This is a genomic window from Hymenobacter aquaticus, from assembly GCF_004765605.1.
Classification (GTDB): Bacteria; Bacteroidota; Bacteroidia; order Cytophagales; family Hymenobacteraceae; genus Hymenobacter; species Hymenobacter aquaticus.
In genome coordinates this window covers 67,428-84,928 of sequence record NZ_SRLC01000001.1, presented here as the reverse complement: position 1 = coordinate 84,928, position 17,501 = coordinate 67,428, and the positions used below count along the sequence as shown (strand labels likewise).

General features: G+C 65.2%; 17 protein-coding genes. 10 read left to right on the top strand and 7 right to left on the bottom strand.

Going from position 1 to position 17,501, the window contains the following annotated elements:
- The first annotated feature begins 5 nt into the window (after nucleotides 1-5).
- Nucleotides 6-395 carry a hypothetical protein gene (locus E5K00_RS00360; RefSeq protein ID WP_135460617.1) on the top strand — a complete coding sequence of 130 codons (390 nt, stop codon included), beginning with the start codon at nucleotides 6-8 and terminating at the stop codon, nucleotides 393-395.
- A gap of 119 nt (nucleotides 396-514) precedes the next feature.
- On the opposite strand, the gene E5K00_RS00355 is transcribed toward E5K00_RS00360, so the two are convergent.
- Nucleotides 515-1,201 (bottom strand): hypothetical protein, encoded by a 687-nt coding sequence (locus E5K00_RS00355; RefSeq protein ID WP_135460616.1) that lies wholly within the window; start codon nucleotides 1,199-1,201, stop codon nucleotides 515-517.
- 179 nt (nucleotides 1,202-1,380) lie between these two features.
- On the opposite strand from E5K00_RS00355, the gene E5K00_RS00350 reads away from it, so the two are divergent.
- From E5K00_RS00350 to E5K00_RS00325, 5 genes are all read left to right on the top strand, one after another.
- Nucleotides 1,381-1,842 carry an ABA4-like family protein gene (locus E5K00_RS00350; protein ID WP_135460615.1) on the top strand — a complete coding sequence of 154 codons (462 nt, stop codon included), beginning with the start codon at nucleotides 1,381-1,383 and terminating at the stop codon, nucleotides 1,840-1,842.
- 30 nt (nucleotides 1,843-1,872) lie between these two features.
- The gene (locus E5K00_RS00345; protein ID WP_135460614.1) at nucleotides 1,873-2,745 is read left to right on the top strand and encodes a hypothetical protein; all 873 of its coding nucleotides are present in this window, start codon (nucleotides 1,873-1,875) and stop codon (nucleotides 2,743-2,745) included.
- Between the two features lie 23 nt (nucleotides 2,746-2,768).
- Nucleotides 2,769-3,284: a DUF2867 domain-containing protein gene (locus E5K00_RS00340; protein WP_135460613.1), complete on the top strand. Its 516-nt coding sequence runs from the start codon at nucleotides 2,769-2,771 to the stop codon at nucleotides 3,282-3,284.
- A gap of 51 nt (nucleotides 3,285-3,335) precedes the next feature.
- Nucleotides 3,336-4,367 (top strand): sensor histidine kinase, encoded by a 1,032-nt coding sequence (locus E5K00_RS00335; protein ID WP_135460612.1) that lies wholly within the window; start codon nucleotides 3,336-3,338, stop codon nucleotides 4,365-4,367.
- An 83-nt stretch (nucleotides 4,368-4,450) separates the two neighbouring features.
- Nucleotides 4,451-5,209, top strand: a complete 759-nt coding sequence (locus E5K00_RS00325; protein ID WP_135460610.1) for a LytR/AlgR family response regulator transcription factor — start codon at nucleotides 4,451-4,453, stop codon at nucleotides 5,207-5,209.
- Nucleotides 5,210-5,511: 302 nt separating this feature from the next.
- Here E5K00_RS00325 and E5K00_RS00320 read toward each other — a convergent pair whose 3' ends face one another.
- The 5 genes from E5K00_RS00320 to E5K00_RS00300 form a co-directional block, all read right to left on the bottom strand.
- Entirely contained in the window at nucleotides 5,512-6,291 is a 780-nt protein-coding gene (locus E5K00_RS00320; protein ID WP_135460609.1) for a LytR/AlgR family response regulator transcription factor, read from the bottom strand.
- A gap of 210 nt (nucleotides 6,292-6,501) precedes the next feature.
- Nucleotides 6,502-7,566 (bottom strand): sensor histidine kinase, encoded by a 1,065-nt coding sequence (locus E5K00_RS00315; RefSeq protein ID WP_135460608.1) that lies wholly within the window; start codon nucleotides 7,564-7,566, stop codon nucleotides 6,502-6,504.
- Between the two features lie 163 nt (nucleotides 7,567-7,729).
- Nucleotides 7,730-8,452, bottom strand: coding sequence for a hypothetical protein (locus E5K00_RS00310; protein ID WP_135460607.1), 723 nt, complete (start codon nucleotides 8,450-8,452; stop codon nucleotides 7,730-7,732).
- Between the two features lie 156 nt (nucleotides 8,453-8,608).
- The gene (locus tag E5K00_RS00305) at nucleotides 8,609-10,858 is read right to left on the bottom strand and encodes a TonB-dependent receptor (RefSeq protein ID WP_135460606.1); all 2,250 of its coding nucleotides are present in this window, start codon (nucleotides 10,856-10,858) and stop codon (nucleotides 8,609-8,611) included.
- Nucleotides 10,859-11,466: 608 nt separating this feature from the next.
- Complete coding sequence (locus tag E5K00_RS00300) at nucleotides 11,467-11,949, bottom strand: hypothetical protein (RefSeq protein ID WP_135460605.1); 483 nt, start codon at nucleotides 11,947-11,949, stop codon at nucleotides 11,467-11,469.
- Between the two features lie 226 nt (nucleotides 11,950-12,175).
- On the opposite strand from E5K00_RS00300, the gene E5K00_RS00295 reads away from it, so the two are divergent.
- The 4 genes from E5K00_RS00295 to E5K00_RS00280 all read left to right on the top strand — a co-directional run bounded on the left by E5K00_RS00295 (nucleotide 12,176) and on the right by E5K00_RS00280 (nucleotide 16,227).
- A complete protein-coding gene (locus tag E5K00_RS00295) occupies nucleotides 12,176-13,474 on the top strand; it encodes a PAS domain-containing protein (RefSeq protein WP_135460604.1) in 1,299 nt (432 codons plus the stop codon).
- Nucleotides 13,475-13,738: 264 nt separating this feature from the next.
- On the top strand, nucleotides 13,739-14,611 hold the full coding sequence (locus E5K00_RS00290; RefSeq protein WP_167856679.1) for a pirin family protein: 873 nt from the start codon (nucleotides 13,739-13,741) through the stop codon (nucleotides 14,609-14,611).
- Nucleotides 14,612-14,623: 12 nt separating this feature from the next.
- Nucleotides 14,624-14,953, top strand: a complete 330-nt coding sequence (locus E5K00_RS00285; protein ID WP_135460602.1) for an aldo/keto reductase — start codon at nucleotides 14,624-14,626, stop codon at nucleotides 14,951-14,953.
- Nucleotides 14,954-15,024: 71 nt separating this feature from the next.
- Nucleotides 15,025-16,227, top strand: coding sequence for a Gfo/Idh/MocA family protein (locus E5K00_RS00280; RefSeq protein WP_135460601.1), 1,203 nt, complete (start codon nucleotides 15,025-15,027; stop codon nucleotides 16,225-16,227).
- Nucleotides 16,228-16,328: 101 nt separating this feature from the next.
- Here E5K00_RS00280 and E5K00_RS00275 read toward each other — a convergent pair whose 3' ends face one another.
- The gene (locus E5K00_RS00275) at nucleotides 16,329-17,474 is read right to left on the bottom strand and encodes a glycoside hydrolase family 43 protein (protein ID WP_135460600.1); all 1,146 of its coding nucleotides are present in this window, start codon (nucleotides 17,472-17,474) and stop codon (nucleotides 16,329-16,331) included.
- Between the last annotated feature and the right edge of the window lie 27 nt (nucleotides 17,475-17,501).

Below are 17,501 nucleotides of genomic sequence, written 5' to 3'. Positions count from 1 at the left end.
CTGCCATGAAAAAACTGCTCTTCCCGGCCCTGCTGCTCTCGTTGCTGGCCGGCCGCGCTACCACCTCCCGGGCGCAAACCACCAACCTGAACGCGGCCCGCTACGAGTACTGCGAGCTACTGAAAACCGAGTTTCTGAACGAGCCCACCAAAACCAAGGGCGGCGACATCTTCGTGGACTTCGGCTTCGGCTACGAAAAGCTCGGCGACAGTGACATGGCCAAGCGGGAAGTGGGCAAGCTGGAAGTGTTTTCCACGCCCTTGAGCACGCTCAACTACATGGGTAAGCTGGGCTGGGAAGTGGTGCAGGTGTACTCCTTGCCCAACGGCCAGAAAAACCAGCAGGCCACCCACATTCTGCTGCGCCGCATGACGACCTCCTCGGGCCCGAAATAGCCCACAAGCCAGCATTTAGGCCATTCTGAACAGGAAAAGCCTGCTTCCCCCATCGGGAGGCAGGCTTTTTTGTGTGCTTTGCAGGAAGGGTTTTACCCGGCCCGACGAGCAGGCCGCAGCTAGTCCGCGTAGCGGAAATGCTGCTGGGAAAAGAGCTTGCGCTTGAAGCGGGCCGTCTTGTATAAATCCCCCAGAAACAGCTTGACGCGGCCGTAGAAGATGGGGCCGTCGAGGGCTTCGTCGAGGCTGGGTTCCACGAACAGGGTTTCGCGCCAGCCGGCTCCCGCCCCGATGCCAAACCAGGGAAACACCCGGAAGTGGCCCGACGCGGACGGCTCCAGCAGCCACACCGTCGATTTGGCATCCTTGCTTTTGGTGCCGTCGGGCTGCTCGAAGCTGGTAAAAAAACGGCCGCCCCCAAACTGCAGGGGCGCGCTCAGCTCCCAGCGGTTCGAGCGGATAAACAGGTACTCGGCGTAGGCGGCCACGTAGCGGAAGCGCAGCTCGGCCTTGGTACCGGCGGGCATGCCGGTGGGCAGCACCTCCTGCGAGGGGATGCCGTTGCTGAGCAGGTAGCCCCCGGCCCCGGCCCGCAGCCGCCCGCGCCACTCCACGGCCAGCTTCAGCCCATTGATGCCCACAAGCTTACCATCGATGACGGAGTAGCGGTTATCAAACTGAAACACGATGCGCCGGTGCGCCGGCCGCACGCGCGAGGAGTCTTCGGCGGCCCCGGCCCGGGCCAGCAGCGGCAGGCCCCCGAGCAGCAGGCTCAGGCCCAGCCATTTCTTCACTATTCGATTCACGTGCCCCACAGTACGAGCGGCGGCCGGGGGAGTTTTTCTCTTGGAGAAGAAAAGTCGTTCCGCGCGGCTCACCAGATTTAGTTGGCCGGTTCACCCCGGCTCCGGGCGGTTTCACCCCTTTTGCAGCTACACAACCGCGCGGCTTTCCGGAAGTTTGGGTACTCAACCGCACTACGAAGATGGCTCTTTCTCCCGAATCCCTGTTCCAGATAGCCGGCAATATCGTGCTGCCGGGCTGGCTGCTGCTCGTGTTTGCCCCACGCTGGCGCGTCACGCGCTGGGTAGTGGGCAGCGGGGCCCTGCCCCTGGTGCTGGCCGTACTCTACGCTGGCTGCATCGGCTGGCACTACCTGGGCGGCCAGGGCAGTCAGGGCGGCTTTGGCTCCCTGGTCGAGGTGGCCGCCCTGTTTCAGGACCCGTGGGCGCTGCTGGCCGGCTGGGTGCACTACCTCTGCTTCGACCTGGCGGTGGGCGCCTGGGCGAGCCGCGACGCCCAGCGCCGGGGCGTGCCCCACCTGCTGCTGGTGCCGGTGCTGGTGCTTACGTTTCTGCTCGGGCCGGTGGGCTTTCTGCTCTACCACGCGCTACGCCGGTTTTACCCGCTGGCCTCCCCCGCGCTGCCTCCGGCGGCCCTGGCCTGATTTCTACCACTTCCATCTTTCTTCTTCGCTATGAAAACGCTTGCTTTCCCGGGCCGTACGCTGGCCCAGCCCACTGCCACTGCTCCGGAATCGATGGGCGCGGTGCGCCAGTTCCTGCGGGTGCTGCACCAGTGCAACCCGGCTTTGTCGGTGGGCGGGTGGGTGCACCTGGTGCTGGGCCTGGCCGCCCTGCTGCTGCTGCCCCTCGACGACCGGATGGTGCTGGGCCTGCACGTGTGGTTTAAGCCGCTGAAGTTTGCGCTTTCGGGCCTGATTTACCTCTGGACGCTGGGCTGGCTGCTGGCCGACTTGCCCGCCCCGGCCCAGTGCGCGGTGCGCCGCATCAGCGGGGGTGTGGCCCTGAGCATGGTGATGGAAATCCTGATTGTCTTCGGGCAGGCCGCGCGCGGTACCACCTCCCACTTCAACGTGGCCGCGCCACTGGATGGACTGCTGTTCAGCATCATGGGTGTTTTCATTATGCTGAACACCGGGCTGCTGGTCTGGGCCCTGGTGCTCACGCTGCGCTACCGGCCCTTCGGCCCCACGGCCTACGTGTGGGGCCTGCGCCTGGGGCTGGTGGTGTTTCTGGTGGGCAGCGCTATTGGCGGCAGCATGATTCACCACCTGGGCCACACCATTGGCGCTGCCGACGGCGGACCGGGCCTGCCGGGCCTGGGCTGGAGCACCCGCCACGGCGATTTGCGGGCCGCCCACTTCCTGGGGCTGCACGCCCTGCAAGCCCTGCCCTTGTTTGGCTGGCTGCTGGCCCGCTACGTGCCCCGGCTGCAGGCCCGGGGGCAGGGCGCGGGTATTGCGCTATTCACCCTGCTGTATACGGCCGCCATTGCCTGGCTTTATGTTCACGCCTTGCAGGGTTTGCCCTTCTGGAAACTGAGTTAGCATCGTTTACCCTCGCCCAAGCTATGTCCCGCATTACCGTTGACCTCGTGCCCCTGCCCCGCCACAGTGCTCTGGCCGCTACCCCGGCCCACTACACCGACGCCTACCGCCTGCCCCTGCCCGCCCACGCGCCCCACGGGGCGGCAGCCGTAGCGCAGTGGCTGTTTGGGCCGGGCCCGGCCTGGGTGGGCTACCTGATGAAGCTGCGCGACTGGCTGGTGCGTCCCTTCGGTTTGCGGACGTTCCCCGCTGCCGCCCGCCCGCCCCAGGGAGCCACGCTAGAGGTCGGCGGCCGGCTAGGGCCCTTCCGGGTATTTGCCGTGGGCCCCCGGGAAGTGATTCTGGGCCAGGACGACCGGCACCTCGATTTTCGGGTGTCGGTGCTGGTGGAGGCGCCGGCGGGGCCGGCCGCCGTGGTGACGACGGTGGTGCAGTTTCACAACTGGTTTGGGCGCGCTTACTTCACGCTCATCAAGCCCTTTCACCACCTGGTAGTGCCCGCCCTGCTGCGCCGGGCGGCCCAAAAGCCTGGCGTGTAAATTAGCCGGCAGCGCACTGCTTTTTCCGGCGGCACCATCATCTTTACGTCTATGACTGACCGCCGTTTGCGCTGGCAAGGCATTCCGGTGCTGGCCACCCTGATTTGCCTGCTCACGCTGGATGACCTGCCCGAAGGCCCGTCGGTGGGCCTGCTGGCGGTGCACCTGGGCATTGCGCTGCTGTTTACCACGGTGCTGTGGCTGGGCACCAGCGCTTTGTGGCGGGGATTGCTGCGGCGCTACCCCGCCGTGGGGCAGACGCGGCGGCGACTCTGGCGGCTGGCGGGCCTGTGCCTGCTGTATACCGCCGCCGCCACGGTGGCCATCGTGGCGTTTCTGCACCTGCTGCTGCCCCCGTACTTTTCCCTGCAGCCCCTGAGTCTGCTCCGGCAGATTGAGTTTAACCTGATTCCGACGGTGCTGGTGATGCTGCTCTACGAAAGCCTGCATTTCTTTGAGCAGTGGGAGCACAACGTGCGCCGGGCCGAGCAGCTCACCCAGGCCGGGGTGCAGAGCCAGCTCGAAGCCCTCCAGAACCAGCTCGACCCGCACTTCCTCTTCAATAGCCTCAACACCCTGGCAGCCCTCATCGACGAGGCCAACCAGCCGGCTCAGCAGTTTGTGGAGCAGCTGGCCGACGTGTACCGCTACGTGCTGCTGAGCCGGGAAAAAGCCACCGTGCCGCTCGGCGAGGAGCTGGCCTTCGTGGAAACCTACGTGGCCCTGCAAAAAACCCGCTTCCGCGACAACCTGCTCGTCACTCAGCACCTTTCGCCGGAGCTGCTCAGCCAGCATGTGGCCCCCCTGAGCGTGCAGCTGCTGGTCGAAAATGCCCTGAAGCACAACGTGGTGAGCCGGGAGCATCCCCTGACCGTCAGCATCAGCGCCGAGGTGGGCAGCGGCTACGTGCGGGTGCAAAACACGTTTCGGCCCCGCGCAGCGGGCCTGGGGCCCAGCACCGGCCTGGGGCTGCAAAACACCGTGCACCGCTACGAGCTGCTGCAAGCTCCGCTCCCGGTGCGCATCGAGGCCACCGACGCTACCTTTACCGTGTATCTGCCCCTGCTGGAGGCGAGTTGTTAGTTGCTAGTTGTAGGGCAGTTACGCGCTGAACAATGGCCAACCAACAACCAGCAATTAACAACCAGCAATTAACAACCAGCAAAATGACCGTACTGCTGCTCGAAGACGAGTACCCGGCCGCCGAGCGGCTGCAGCGCCTGCTGTTGCAGGCCGCGCCCGAGGCCCAGGTGGCCGCCGTGCTCGACACCGTGGCCGGGGCCGTAAGCTGGCTCACGGAGCACCCTGCCCCCGACCTGATTATCTCCGACATTCAGTTGGCCGACGGGCTCAGCCTCGACGTGTTCGACCAGCTCATCGTGCGCAGCCCGGTCATTTTCGCCACGGCCTACGATGCCTACGCGCTGCGGGCGTTCAAGGCCAACAGCGTCGATTACCTGCTCAAGCCCATCAAGTTGGCCGAGCTGCAGGCGGCCCTGCTCAAGCTGCGCGAGTGGCGCGTGCCCACGGCCCCGGCCCGGCAGCTGGAGAGCCTGCGCGACAGTCTGCCCCGGCCCGAGCGCCAGTACAAAACCCGCTTTCTGGTGCGCAGCGGCGAGCAGCTGTTGCCCCTGCCGGTAGGCGCGGTGGCCTGGTTTCAAAGCCGCCACGAAGTCACGACCCTGGTGGCCACCGACGGCCGCCGCTACGTGGTCGACTACACGCTGGAACAGCTGGAAAGCCTGCTGGAGCCCGGGCAGTTTTTCCGCCTCAACCGCCAGTTCATTGCCCACCTGCAAGCCGTGCAGCGCCTGCACCCCCACTTCAACGGCAAGCTAAAACTGGACCTGACGCCCGCCCCAGCGGAGGAAGTCATGGTCAGCAAGGAAAAAGCCCCCGCGTTTAAGAGTTGGCTGGAAGGGTGAAGCGGTGAATGAGTGAAGTGGTGAATGAGTGAAGTGGTGAATGAGTGAGTTTTCGTTCAACAACCCGTGTCATTGCGAGCTTGCGAAGCCATCCGCCCGCTGAAATGTGCGGAGCCTTCTAACGTGAAAAGCCCTTTATCGTAGCTAACGGGAAAGGGCTTTCTAATAGAAGGTCATTGGTCACCAGCAGAGGACGCACTGACGCCGCTTGATGCGCGGAATGGCTTATACCTCGCAAGGACACAGACCGCGCCATTCGCGCCAGCCGAACAACAAACTCACTCATTCACCACTTCACTCATTCACCGTTCGAGCCACGCTCGAAACGCGGGGACCCGCTCGCGGCTGATGAGCACGTCGCCGTCGGGGGCGGCGGGGGTCAGCACGGTTTTCAGGCGGCTGTTGGTGTAGTGGATAATGTCCTGGATGGCGTCGTGCTGCGCGTAGTAGGCGCGGTTGAGGCGGAAGAACTGGCGCGGGTCGAGCAGCTTCTCCAGTTGCTCCAGGGTCTGGTCGACGACGAAGCGGCGGTTTTCGCGGGTTTGCAGGAAGGTGGCCTTTTCCAGGCTGAAAAAGTAGCTGATATTCTCCACCGGAATCACCTTCAGATGCTCCCCTACCTTCACCACAAACTGCTTTTTGTACTGGCTCTGGGGCTGCAGCTGCTGCAACACCTGCGTGAGCAGGGCCGGGTCGAACGACGGGGTGGGCGCGGCGGCTACCCCGCGCAGCTTGTGCAGCTTGGTCAGGGCCGCCTGCAATTCCTCCTCGTCAATGGGCTTGAGCAGGTAGTCGATGCTGTTCACTTTGAAGGCCCGCAGCGCATAGGCATCGTAGGCCGTGGTGAAGATGACCGGGCAGCGCACGTCGGCTTTCTCGAACAGCTCGAAGCTCAGCCCATCGGAAAGGTGAATGTCCAGAAACAGCACGTCGGGCGGCGTGGCGGCGGTTTGCAGCAGCACCACGGCCGCCTCCACCGAGTCGGCGGTGGCGCGCACCTCCACCGGCGGGTTCTGGCGGCGCAGCAGGTCGGTCAGGCGCTTGGCCGCCAGCGGCTCGTCTTCAATCACAAAGGCATTCATTTTTTAATGTGCTCAGGTGCTAATGGGTTTTGAATGTGCTAATGTGGGGAAATGTGCTCAGGTGCTAATGTGTTAATGTGCTCAAGTGCTAATGTGTTCGAATGTGCTTGAATGTGAGAAATGTGTCATTGCGAGGAAGAATGACACATTTTCCACATTCAAGCACATTTCCCACATTCAAACCACATTAGCACCTGAGCACATTAATCATTAGCACATTAACAAGATGGGCAGGGTCACGATGAACTCCTGCTCGGTGCGCTCAATCAGCACGGGCTCGGCGGTGAGGTGGGCGTAGCGGGCCGTCAGGTTGGGCAGCCCGATGCCCATCGACTCGTCGGGACCGAGGCGGCGGGGGCGCAGGGTGTTGCGCACCGTCAGGCACTTGCCGGCGCCGTCGAGGGCGATGCGCAGGTGCAGGGGCTGACTGGCGCTGGCCGCGTTGTGCTTCAGGGCGTTTTCCAGCAACAGCTGCAAGCTCAGCGGGGGCACCACGAAGTGGGCGGGCACCTCGCCGGCGGCGGGCAGCTCTACCTGCAGGGCCTCGCCGTAGCGGATGTTCTGCAAAAACAGGAAGGACTTGGCAAACTCCAGCTCATCGGCCAGGGGCACCACCTCGCGCTGCCGGGCATCGAGCACGTAGCGGTAGACCTGGGAAAGCTGCCGGATAAAGCGCACGGCCAGCTTGGGCTCCTCCTCCACCAGGCTGGTCAGCGCGTTCAGGGCGTTGAACATGAAGTGCGGGTCGAGCTGCTGGCGCAGCGACTCGGCCTCGGCCTGGGCCATTTCCTTTTGCAGCCGCTCGTTGCGCACCAGGGCCTCGCGCCAGCCCAGCAGAAACGAGCGGCTGTGCATAAACAAGGAGCAGATGACGGTGATGACCAGCGGGAAGATGTAGCCGTTGAAATACTGCTCCGAGAACAGCAGCGCCGGATTCTGGCCCCGGTACAGAATGTAGCCCAGCCGCACCACCATAATCACCGCCAATGACCCCACCAACGATACCACCAGCGTGAGCACCAGGCGCTTGGCCGGCGCCTGTTTCCAGCCCACGTACTTATCCAGCCAGTCGACGGAGTAGCCGTTGGCCAGCCACAGCCCCACCGTGTACAGCGCGGTCAGCAGGAAGTTGACCAGCATTTCCCGGGGATTATCCAGGCAGCGCAGGCAAGTAAACAGGCTGATGCCCGCCGACACGCCCAGCAGCGTGAGCAGCAGGCGCAGCCACGGGCGCGGGGCCTGCAAGGGCGAAACGGTGGGGGCATGGGAGGACATACGGCAAGTAAGGCAAGGGCCAGGAAGCAGTTCGGGCTGCCTTTTTCCGCTCGTGGCACGCGGTAGAGGCACCCCTCAATAACAGCTGCCAAATATAGATAATGGGTAGCTGCCGGCCGGGAGCCGGGGGCCTGCTCCCGGCTCCCGGCTGGCACGGCCGGCCTTACTTCGCTGCCTGCACCGGGGCCGCGGCGGGCTGGGCGGCGTAAGCTTTCAGCCGGCTTTGCAGCTGCCGCTCGCCCCAGCTGGGCATTAGCGGGCTGGCGGGCCGGAAGGCGGCGTAGCGGGCCTGGGCTTCTTCGTAGACGGGCTTGGCCACGTCGGCCCCGCCGCCAAACATCTTGGGCGTGAAGTAGAGGTTGTTGCCCTGCACCAGGTAGATGCGCGGGTTGGCCGGATTCAGCTTCTTGGCCTGCGCCAGGGCCTCGTTCACCAGGCCCGAGTACTTCATGGAGCGCATCATGGGCGCGATGCCCAGCCGGGCCTGGTGAATGTAGGCCTGCACCACCAGCAGCTCCGATTCGTCGCCGCCCAGCTGGCGGGCCTGGGCCAGGGAGGCTTCGGCCTGGTCGAGGTACTTGTCTTTCACGTCGCCGTCTTCCTTGCTCTGGAAAGCCGTCAGCAGGCGGCCGTAGGCCTGGTAGTACTGGGGCAGCCAGTCGGTGGGCGCGGCGGCGGCGGCGCGCTCAAACTTGCTCACGATTTCCTTGAGCCGGGCCGGGTCGCCGGTGCTATTGAGCTCCGTGATGGTAGCGGCCATCAGGTCGGCGTAGCCGGCCGGGGCGGTGGCCAGGGTGGTAGCGGCAGCCGCTTTGGGGGCCGTTTGCTGGGCGGCGGCCGAGAAGGAAGCGGCGGTGAGGGCGAGGAGCAGGAGCGTGTTTTTCATGGCAAAAAAGCAGTGAGGATGAAAGGTTTCGGGGGAAGTGAAGGATGATGCTTCAAAGGTGGCCGGCAGCGGGCCGCCGGAAAACTAAAGGTTGCCGAAGCGTCGGATAGTGGGGATGAACCGTCGGAACCGGGCCCCGACCGTTTTGGCCCCCGGCTACTCGGGCGCGGTGTTGGTATCGGCCGGGTTTTTCTTGTTGATGGAAATCAGCAGGGCCACGAACACCATGCGCGGGGCCGAGGGCAGCACCGCCGTGCTGGCGTACTGGCCGCTGGCGTCCTTGGTGGCGCTGTAGCGGTAGCCGAACACGTTCTGCCGGCCCAGCACGTTGGTGCAGCTCACGTGCACGATGGTGAAGTTATGCCAGAGCTTGGTCAGGTAGCTGGCGTTCAGGCTGAAGTCCTGGAAGCTGGGCAGGCGGTCCTGGTTGTAGCCGTCGGTGCGGTTGGGGTTGTAGTAGGTCCGGGGGCTGTTGTAGGTGTAGGTGGCCCCAAACTGCGTGTGGATTTTGCCGACCCAGTACTTCCCCACCACGTTCAGGTTGTGGCGGGCGGCGAAGGTGGGCACGGCCAGCACGGGGTCGAAGCGCTGCTGGCGGCGGGTGTCAATCAGGCCGTAGCTCACCCAGTAATCGGCGTTTTTTACGGTTTTCTTGTCGCGCCACAGCACATCCAGGCCGCGGGCGTAGCCGGTGCCGGTGCTGCGGTAGCTGCTGGGGTCGGCGGGCTGCCACTGCTGGGGGTTGTACACGCCCCCGTTCAGGTCGTAGCGCACCAGGTGGGCGTAGGTTTTGGCATACGCTTCCAGGCGCAGGGTGCGGCTCTGGTAGCTGCGCAGATACGTGACTTGCAGGTGCTGGGCCCGCTCGAAGCGCAGGGCGGCGGGGTCGGCACAGCGCAGCAGCAAATCGGTGCCGGGGTTCTGGAAAAAGTAGCCCCAGGCCCCCGAGAGCTGGGCTTTGTCGCTTAGCTGGTAGGCCAGGGCCAGGCGGGGCGCGGCGTTCCAGCGGCCCAGCACCCGCGAGTATTCGCCCCGCCCCCCGACGCGGCCCACCAGCTTGTTGCTGAAGGCCACGTCGGACTCGGCGAAACCGGCCACGCGCTGCTCGCTCAGGCCCAGGGTAGTGCCGTAAGGCGCAGCCCGAAAGCCCAGCTCGTTGCGCTGCACCAGGCCTTCCACGCCCAGCTTCAGATTCCAGTAGGCGCTGGCCGAGTCGTTGGTGAGCACCAGGCGGCCCACCAGGCTTTGCTCCAGCTCCTGCATGCTCTGCTCGCGGGTAGCGGCGGTGGCGGCGTCCTTCACCGTAATGCTCGACGTTTGGTTGTCGCGGGTGGCGGCCACGCCGGTTTGCACCGACCAGCCCCGGGCCAGCGGGCTGCGGAACGTGGTGTTCAGGTAGGTGTTGTTCGAGCTCAGATTTACGGGCTGGCCGCCCTCCCACTCGGCATTGGGCTGGCTGGCCCCGATGCGCTGCTGGGTGTAGGCCCCGTACACTTTCAGCATGCCCATCTCGCCGGTTTTCTGCCGCAACGCCACCGAGCCGCCCCCCGACTCATAGGCCCGGAGCATGCGCTGGGGCACCAGCCCGAAGTAGGGCCGCATGTTCAGGTAGTCGCCGGTCACGGCCACCGAGGCCCGCGCGTAGCGCTGCTGGTGCGAGAGGCTCAGGCTGCCCAGGGAAATCAGCGAGATGCCGGTCTGGGTTTCCGGGGCCAGGTCTTCCGAGGTTAGGGCCACCACCGCCGACAGGGCTTGGCCGTACTCAGCCGAGTAGCCACCGGTGCTGAAGGCCATGCCCTTAAACAGCATCGGCGAGAAGCGCCCCCGGGCCGGCATGCCCGACACGGCCGCGTTGTAGGGGCTTTGCAGGGGCACGCCGTCCAGGTACTGCCGGGTTTCGCCAGCCGCCCCGCCGCGCACGAACAGCTTGCCTTCCTCCCCGTTGCGGGTGGTGCCGGGCATCGTGTTCAGGGCGCCGGCCACGTCGGCCGAGGCCCCGGCCGTCGTCACCACGTCGCGGGCCGAGAAGGTGGTGTTGCGCTTGGTGTCGCTGGCCTCGAAGGTGCCGGAGGTGATGACCACGTCGCCGAGCTGGTTGCGCACCGCTTTCAGGGTGAACGTGAGGCGGTGGGCAGTGCCGTCGAGCAGCACGGGCTGCTCCTGGGGCTGGTAGCCGAGCAGCGTAACCACCAGGGGCAACGTGCCGGTGCTGCGGCTACTGAAGCGGAAGCGGCCCAGCGAGTCGGTGCTGGCCCCGTCGAAGGTGGTTTTCAGAAACACGTTGACGCCCGGCAGGGGCTGGCCCTGGGCGTCGCGCACGGTGCCCGTGAGCGTGGTGGGCGTTTGGGCGGCCAGGCGGAAGGCCGTGGTCAGCAGCAGCAGCAGAAGGGGTAGCAGTCGTTTCATCGGGGTAGCGGCGAAGTGATGCTCAAAGGTGAGCGGCCGCCGGCCCCGGGGAAACTAAAGGTTGCTGAAGCGTCGGATCAGAAGGATGAAGCGTCGCGGCGGGGTTCAGTACCCGACCAGTAGCGCGAACTGTGCAGTTCGCGCACCCCGCGCCGCCTGGGTCGTTCTGACACGCGAACTACACAGTTCGCGCTACTGATTGTCCTGCGCCGGATAGTGCTGCACGGCGGCCCACACTTGCTCAAATTCGGCCGCGTCTATTTCGTACCGCTCAAAATCTTCCTTTTCCAAGGCGCAGTCGGCGCAGTCGCTCGGCTGTGCCGAGTGACTGCGCCGAACCTACCCGGGTATCTTCCCAACCTACCCCGCTACCTTCCGAACCTACCCGTGTACCTTCGGAAGGTACCCAACTACCTTCCGAAGGTACTCAGTTACCTTCTGAACCTACCCCGGTACCTTCCGAACCTACCGGTGTACCTTCCGAAGGTACACGGGTAGGTTCGGAAGATACCCGGGTACCTTCCGAACCTACCCGGGTAGGTTCGGAAGCTACCCGGCCCCGCCCGGGAGTACCGAACGGGGCCGGGTGGCTTGGGCTGCCGGGCGGCTTAGGCGCCGGGCTTGGCGGGCGGAGCCGCTTTCTTGCCCTGGCTGGCGAAGCGCTGCTTCAGCTCGTCGTGGGCGGCCTGGGCGCCGGGGGCATTGGCTTTGGCCGCGCTCTGGATGTTGCGGTACACGGCCAGGGCGTCGGAGTAGGCCTCGCCGCCGGTTTGCATCATGGTGCTTTCCAGGTCGGTGGTCAGCTGTTGCAGGGGGCGCAGCACGCTGCCCAGGTCGGCGGTGGCTTGCACGTCGTCGCGCAGGTCGGACAGGCTCACGAAGGAGGGCACGAAGCTGGGCGTGGCCGTGGCGTACTCCTCGATTTTCTGCATGAAGGCCACCGACCGGTCGCCCATTTTGGTGATTTCCTGGCGCTGCTCGGCCGTGAGCGGGTGCAGGTAGGGGGCCAGCTCGCGCTGCATAGTGGCCAGGGCCGCCTCGACTTTGCTTTTGACGTCGGCGGGCAGGATAACGGAGATGCGGTTAAGCATGCGAAAAAGAAGATAAAAGATGGAGAAATAGACTGCCCCGCCGGGGTGCGCCAGCCGGGATATTCGGATAGGATAGAACGGGAAGGAAAGATGCCGCAAAAAGCCCAGCTATGCAAAGAGTTTCGGTAGGCCCGGCCGGGGCGGCGTCCGGCCGCCGGGGTTTGCCGTATACCGGCTACTTTCTGCCTCCACCCTGCCTGCCCGCCCCACTGCCCACCCTACTGCTATGACCACTGCTTTGCCCCCGCTCGACTACGTCAGCCTGTTTCAGAACCTGCCCGACGCCTACCTGCTGCTGGCCCCCGACGGCACCATCGTGACCAACAGCGACCAGCACGTGGCCGTGTCGCTGCTGCCGCGCGAAAAGGCCGTGGGGCGCAACATCTTCGAGGCCTACCCCTCGGCCCCCGAAAGCCAGCGGGTGCTCCACGAGTCGCACGAGTACGTGCGCCGCCACCGGCAGCCCCACACCATGCCCCTGACGCGCTACGACCTGGCGCGGCCCGCCGAGCTGGGCGGCGGCACCGAGGAGCGCTACTGGCAGATTACCCACTACCCCCTGCTCGACGCCCGGGGCGAGCTGCAATACATTCTGCAGCGCCCCCAGGACGTGACCGAAAAGCACCTGGCCGAGCTGCGCAGCCAGGAAATAGCCCAGGCGCTGGCCGAAAGCCAGGACCAGGCCCGCTTCGTGCTCGAAGCCCTGCCCGTGATGATCTGGACCAGCCAGGCCGATGGCGGCATGACGGCCTTCAACCAGCGCTGGCTGGCCTTCACCGGGCGCGGCAAGCAGGAATCGTTGGGCTGGGGCTGGGCCCAGGATATTCACCCCGAGGAGCGGGCCGAGGTGGTGCGGCGCTGGCAGCAGGCCGTGGCCGCGGGCCAGGAGTTTCAAGTAGAGTTTCGCCTGCGCCGCCACGACGCCCACTACCGCTGGGTGCTGGTGCGCGGCGTGCCCCGCGTGGCCGAGGAAGGCCGCCCCGCCTCCTGGGTGGGCGGCGGCACCGACATCCATGAGCAGCGGGAGCTGGTGCAGGAAATGCTGCTGGCCAACGAGCAGCAGGCCCAGCTCTCCGACCAGGCCTACCGGGCCTACCAGCTGGTGCAAAGCCAGAAGGCCGCCTTCTACGCCCTGTTTCAGCAGGCCCCGGCCCTGATCTGCATCCTGCGCGGCCCCGAGCACCGCTACGAGTTCGTGAACCCCGTGTACCAGTCCATCTTCCCCGGCCGGCCGCTGGTGGGCCTGCCCGTGGCCGAGGCCCTGCCCGAGCTGGTGGAGCAGGGCTTCATCACGCTGCTCGACCGGGTGTATAGCACCGGGGAGCCGTTCTACGGCAACGAGCTGCTGGTGCGCCTCGACCGAAACGGCGACGGGCAGCTCCAGGACGCGTACTTCAACTTCACCTACCAGCTGTTCGAGGAAGATCAGCAGAAAGCCGGCATCACGGTATTTGCCTTCGACGTAACCGACCTGGTACTGGCCCGCAAAGCCCTCGAAGCCCTGCGGGACGGGGCAGGAGGGTAGGAGGGTGTGAGGGTATGGGGGGTAAGGGTGTTGTTTCGTCTGTCATCCTGAGCCTCCGCGAAGGACCTTCCTCACATACCCCACCACCGTTTTTACCAACGCACAAAGCCCTGTATCGAACTATCGGTACAGGGCTTTTTAACATTTATCAGGGCTTGGCACTTAGAGAAGAAAGGTCCTTCACTCCGCTTCGCTCCTTTCAGGATGACAGACGGGAAATACCGCCCGAATAACTTCCTACCCTCCTACCCTCCTACCCTCGCCATGTCCTCGCGCAGAATATTTCAGATTATCGACGGCAATAAGAAGCAGGTCGGCGACGGGTTCGACGTGACCAGCCCCATGCCCGGGCCGCGCATCCGCCAGCTCAGCCCCTACCTGCTTATCGACCACACCGGGCCCATGCCGGTAGCGCCCACCGAGCAACCCCTGGGCACCCCGCCCCACCCCCACCGCGGCTTCGAAACCGTGACGGTAGTATACCAGGGCGCCCTGGCCCACCGCGACACGGCCGGCCACCGCGGCACGCTCGGGCCCGGCGACGTGCAGTGGATGACGGCCGGCGCGGGCCTGCTCCACGAGGAGCGCCACGCGCCCGAGTTTGCCCGGCAGGGCGGCACCCTGGAGCTGCTGCAACTATGGGTGAACGTGCCCCGGCGCGACAAAATGGCCCCGCCGCGCTACCAGAACATCCGGGCGGCGGCTATTCCCGCGGTGCCGGTAGCCGGCGGCCAGGGCACGATTCGGGTCGTGGCGGGCAGCTACGCCGACGTGGTGGGGCCGGCCGAAACCTTCTCGCCCATCACCCTGCTCGACGTGCACCTGCCGGCCGGCACCGACCTTACCCTGAGCCTGCCCGCCGCCTACAACGTGGGCCTCTACCTGGTGAAGGGCAGCATCCGTTTGCCCGACAACCGCCCCGCCACGACCAAGCAGCTGGTGGTGTTCGGCTGGGATTCGCCCGACGTGCAGCTTTCGGCCACCGAAGACACGGTGTTGCTGGTGCTGGCCGGCGAGCCGATTGAGGAGCCCCTGGCCACCTACGGCCCCTTTGTGATGAACACCAACCAGGAGCTGGTGCAGGCCATTGCCGACTTCGAAAGCGGCGGCATGGGTACGTTTCCCGAAGACGAATAACGCTCCGCCCCGATGCTCACCCGCCTGATTCCTTCGTCCCAGGAGCCGCTGCCCGTCGCCGCCGACCTGGGCGTGGCTACGCTCATCAACCGGCCTTTTACCGAAGGCCAGCTGCGGGGCCAGCTGCGGGGCCAGCCCCTGCCCGCCTGGGCCGAGGAAATCGACTGCCGGAGTTGGCCCGGGTTGCTGCTGAAGTTTATCCTTTCGCACCCCGCCGTGACCTGCGTAATTCCCGGCACCAGCCGCCCCGCGCACCTGGCCGACAACCTGCGGGCCGGCACCGGCCCGCTGCCCGACGCGGCGTTGCGGGAGAAAATGGCCGCCTACGTGCGCCGCCTGTAGCCGCCGCTCACCGGGGCGCAACCCCGGAGCCGGCCGCGCGGTATGTAGCTAACCACCAAGCTACCTGCGCTATGAACCCTTTCGACCTGTTATCGGCGGCCTCGCGCCGCGAGTTTGTCCGCCGCTTGTCGTTGGGCCTGGGTGCTACGCTCGTGGGCTCCTCGGCGCTGGGCGGGCCCCTGAGTTGGCTCGAAGACCTCTCGTACGGCCCCGCTAGCCTGGGCGCGCTGCAAACCGGCCGGCAACTGGGCGTGGCGCTGGTGGGACTGGGCAAATACAGCACCGGGCAGCTGGCGCCGGCCTTGCAGCAAACCAAGCTCTGCAAGCTGGCCGGCATCGTGACGGGCACGCCGGCCAAGGCCGCGCAGTGGAAAAAGCAGTACGGCCTGCCCGACCAGAACGTCTACGACTACCAGACCTTCGACCGGATCATCGACAACCCCGCCATCGACATCGTCTACGTGGTGCTGCCCGTGGGCCTGCACGCCGAGTACGTGGAGCGGGCCGCCCGGGCGGGCAAGCACGTTATCTGCGAAAAGCCCATGGCTCCCACGGCCGACGAGTGCCGCCGCATGATTACGGCCATGCAGAAAGCCGGCAAGAAATTCAGCATCGGCTACCGCCTGCACTTTGAGCCCCACCACCAGGAAATGATGCGGCTGGGGCAGCAGCAGACACTCGGCCCCATCAAAAGCCTGGTGGCCGACAACGGCTTCCGCTTCAACAACGACACGCCCTGGCGCGTGAACAAGAAGCTGGCCGGCGGCGGCCCGCTGATGGATATGGGCATCTATTGCCTGCAAGGCGCCATCTATACCAAGGGTGAAATTCCGGTGTCCGTCACGGCCAGGCTGGCCCCCAACCCCGACCCCAAGGGCCTGTTCAAAGAAGTAGAAGCCGGCATGAGCTGGCAGCTGCAGTTTGCCGACGGCTCGGTGGCCGACTGCCGCACCAGCTACGCCGAAAACATGAACAGCCGCCTGCGGGCCGAAACCACCAAGGGCTTCCTGGAGTTGCAGCCCGCCTTCGGCTACGGCGGCATCGAGGGGCGCACCAGCCAGGGGCCGCTGAATCTGCCCAACGTGCCCCAGCAGGCCCGGCAGCTGGACGACTTCGCCGACTGCATCCTCAACGACAAGCCCACCCGCGTACCGGGCGAAATGGGCCTGCGCGACGTGCAGCTGCTGCAAGCCATTTACCGCGCCGCCGAAACCGGCCAGAAAGTCTCGACCCGGGAGGTGCAGCAGGTGCTGGACAAAACCAACCGCCGGTAGCTACCCGCAGCCTGGTCGACATGACGGACTGGTTTGCCTAAATTAAAAAAGCCGCCTGAACTAGCGTCCAGGCGACTTTTCTCTGCTCTAAAGAGCAAGGCTTACGGATTAATCAGCGCCAGGCTGCCATCGGCGCCGCGCTTCAGCTCGGTGACTTTCACGTTGCGCAGCCAGGTCTTGTTGGAAAGCTGGGTGTCGTGGTAGAAAATGTACCACTTGCCCTTGATTTCGACGATGCTGTGGTGGGTGGTCCAGCCCTGCACGGGGTTCATGAAAGTGCCCTGGTAGGTGAAGGGGCCATAGGGCGAAGTACCGGTGGCGTAGGCCAGAAAGTGGGTGTCGCCGGTGGAATAGGTGAAGTAGTACTTGCCCTGGTACTTGTGCATCCAGGCGCCCTCGAAGAAGCGGCGGTTGTTGTCGCCGGAGAGCAGCACCTTGCCATCCTTATCCACGATTTTGACTTCGCGCACGGGCTCGGCAAGCTGCTTCATGTCGGCGCTCAGCCGGGCGACACGCGGCCCCACCGAGGGCTCGGTAGCCGCCGGCTCCTGCTCCTTGGGCTTGCTGGCGTCGTACTTACCCGTGCGCCAGCGCTGCAGCTGTCCGCCCCAGATGCCGCCCATGTACATGTAGGTTTTGCCGTCGGTGTCGGTAAACACGGCCGGGTCGATGCTCAGCGTGCCGGCCATCGGCTTGGGCTCGGCTTTGAACGGTCCGGTGGGCAACTTGCTGGTAGCAACCCCGATGCGGAACACATCCTGCTTGTCCTTCACCGGGAAATAGAGGTAGTAGGTGCCGTTTTTATACGCCGCATCCGGGGCCCAGAGCTGGCGGCCGGCCCAGGGAATATCCTTCAGATCCAGGGCTACGCCGTGGTCCGTCACCTGGCCCCCGATGCTGTCCATGCTCAGGATGTGGTAGTCGCGCATGGCGAAATGGTCGCCGTTGTCGTTCTCGGGCATGCCCGTCTCGATGTCGTGCGAGGGGTAGATGTAGATGCGGCCGTTGAAGACGTGGGCCGAGGGGTCGGCCGTGTAGATGTCTTTCACCAGGGGCTGGGCCAGGTACTTCTTGCTGGCCGAGTCGGGAGCCGCGGCGGCCGGGGCGGCAGTAGCGGCCGAGTCGGGAGCCGCGGCGGTGGTAGTGGGGGCTTCGGTGGTGGCCGGGTTGCTCTGGCAGGCGCTCAGCAGCGCGAAGGGCACGAGCAGAGCTAGGGTAGAAAAAGCAGTTTGGGGGAATTGGGGCATGTTTTTCAAGAGCGAAGGTGGGGCACT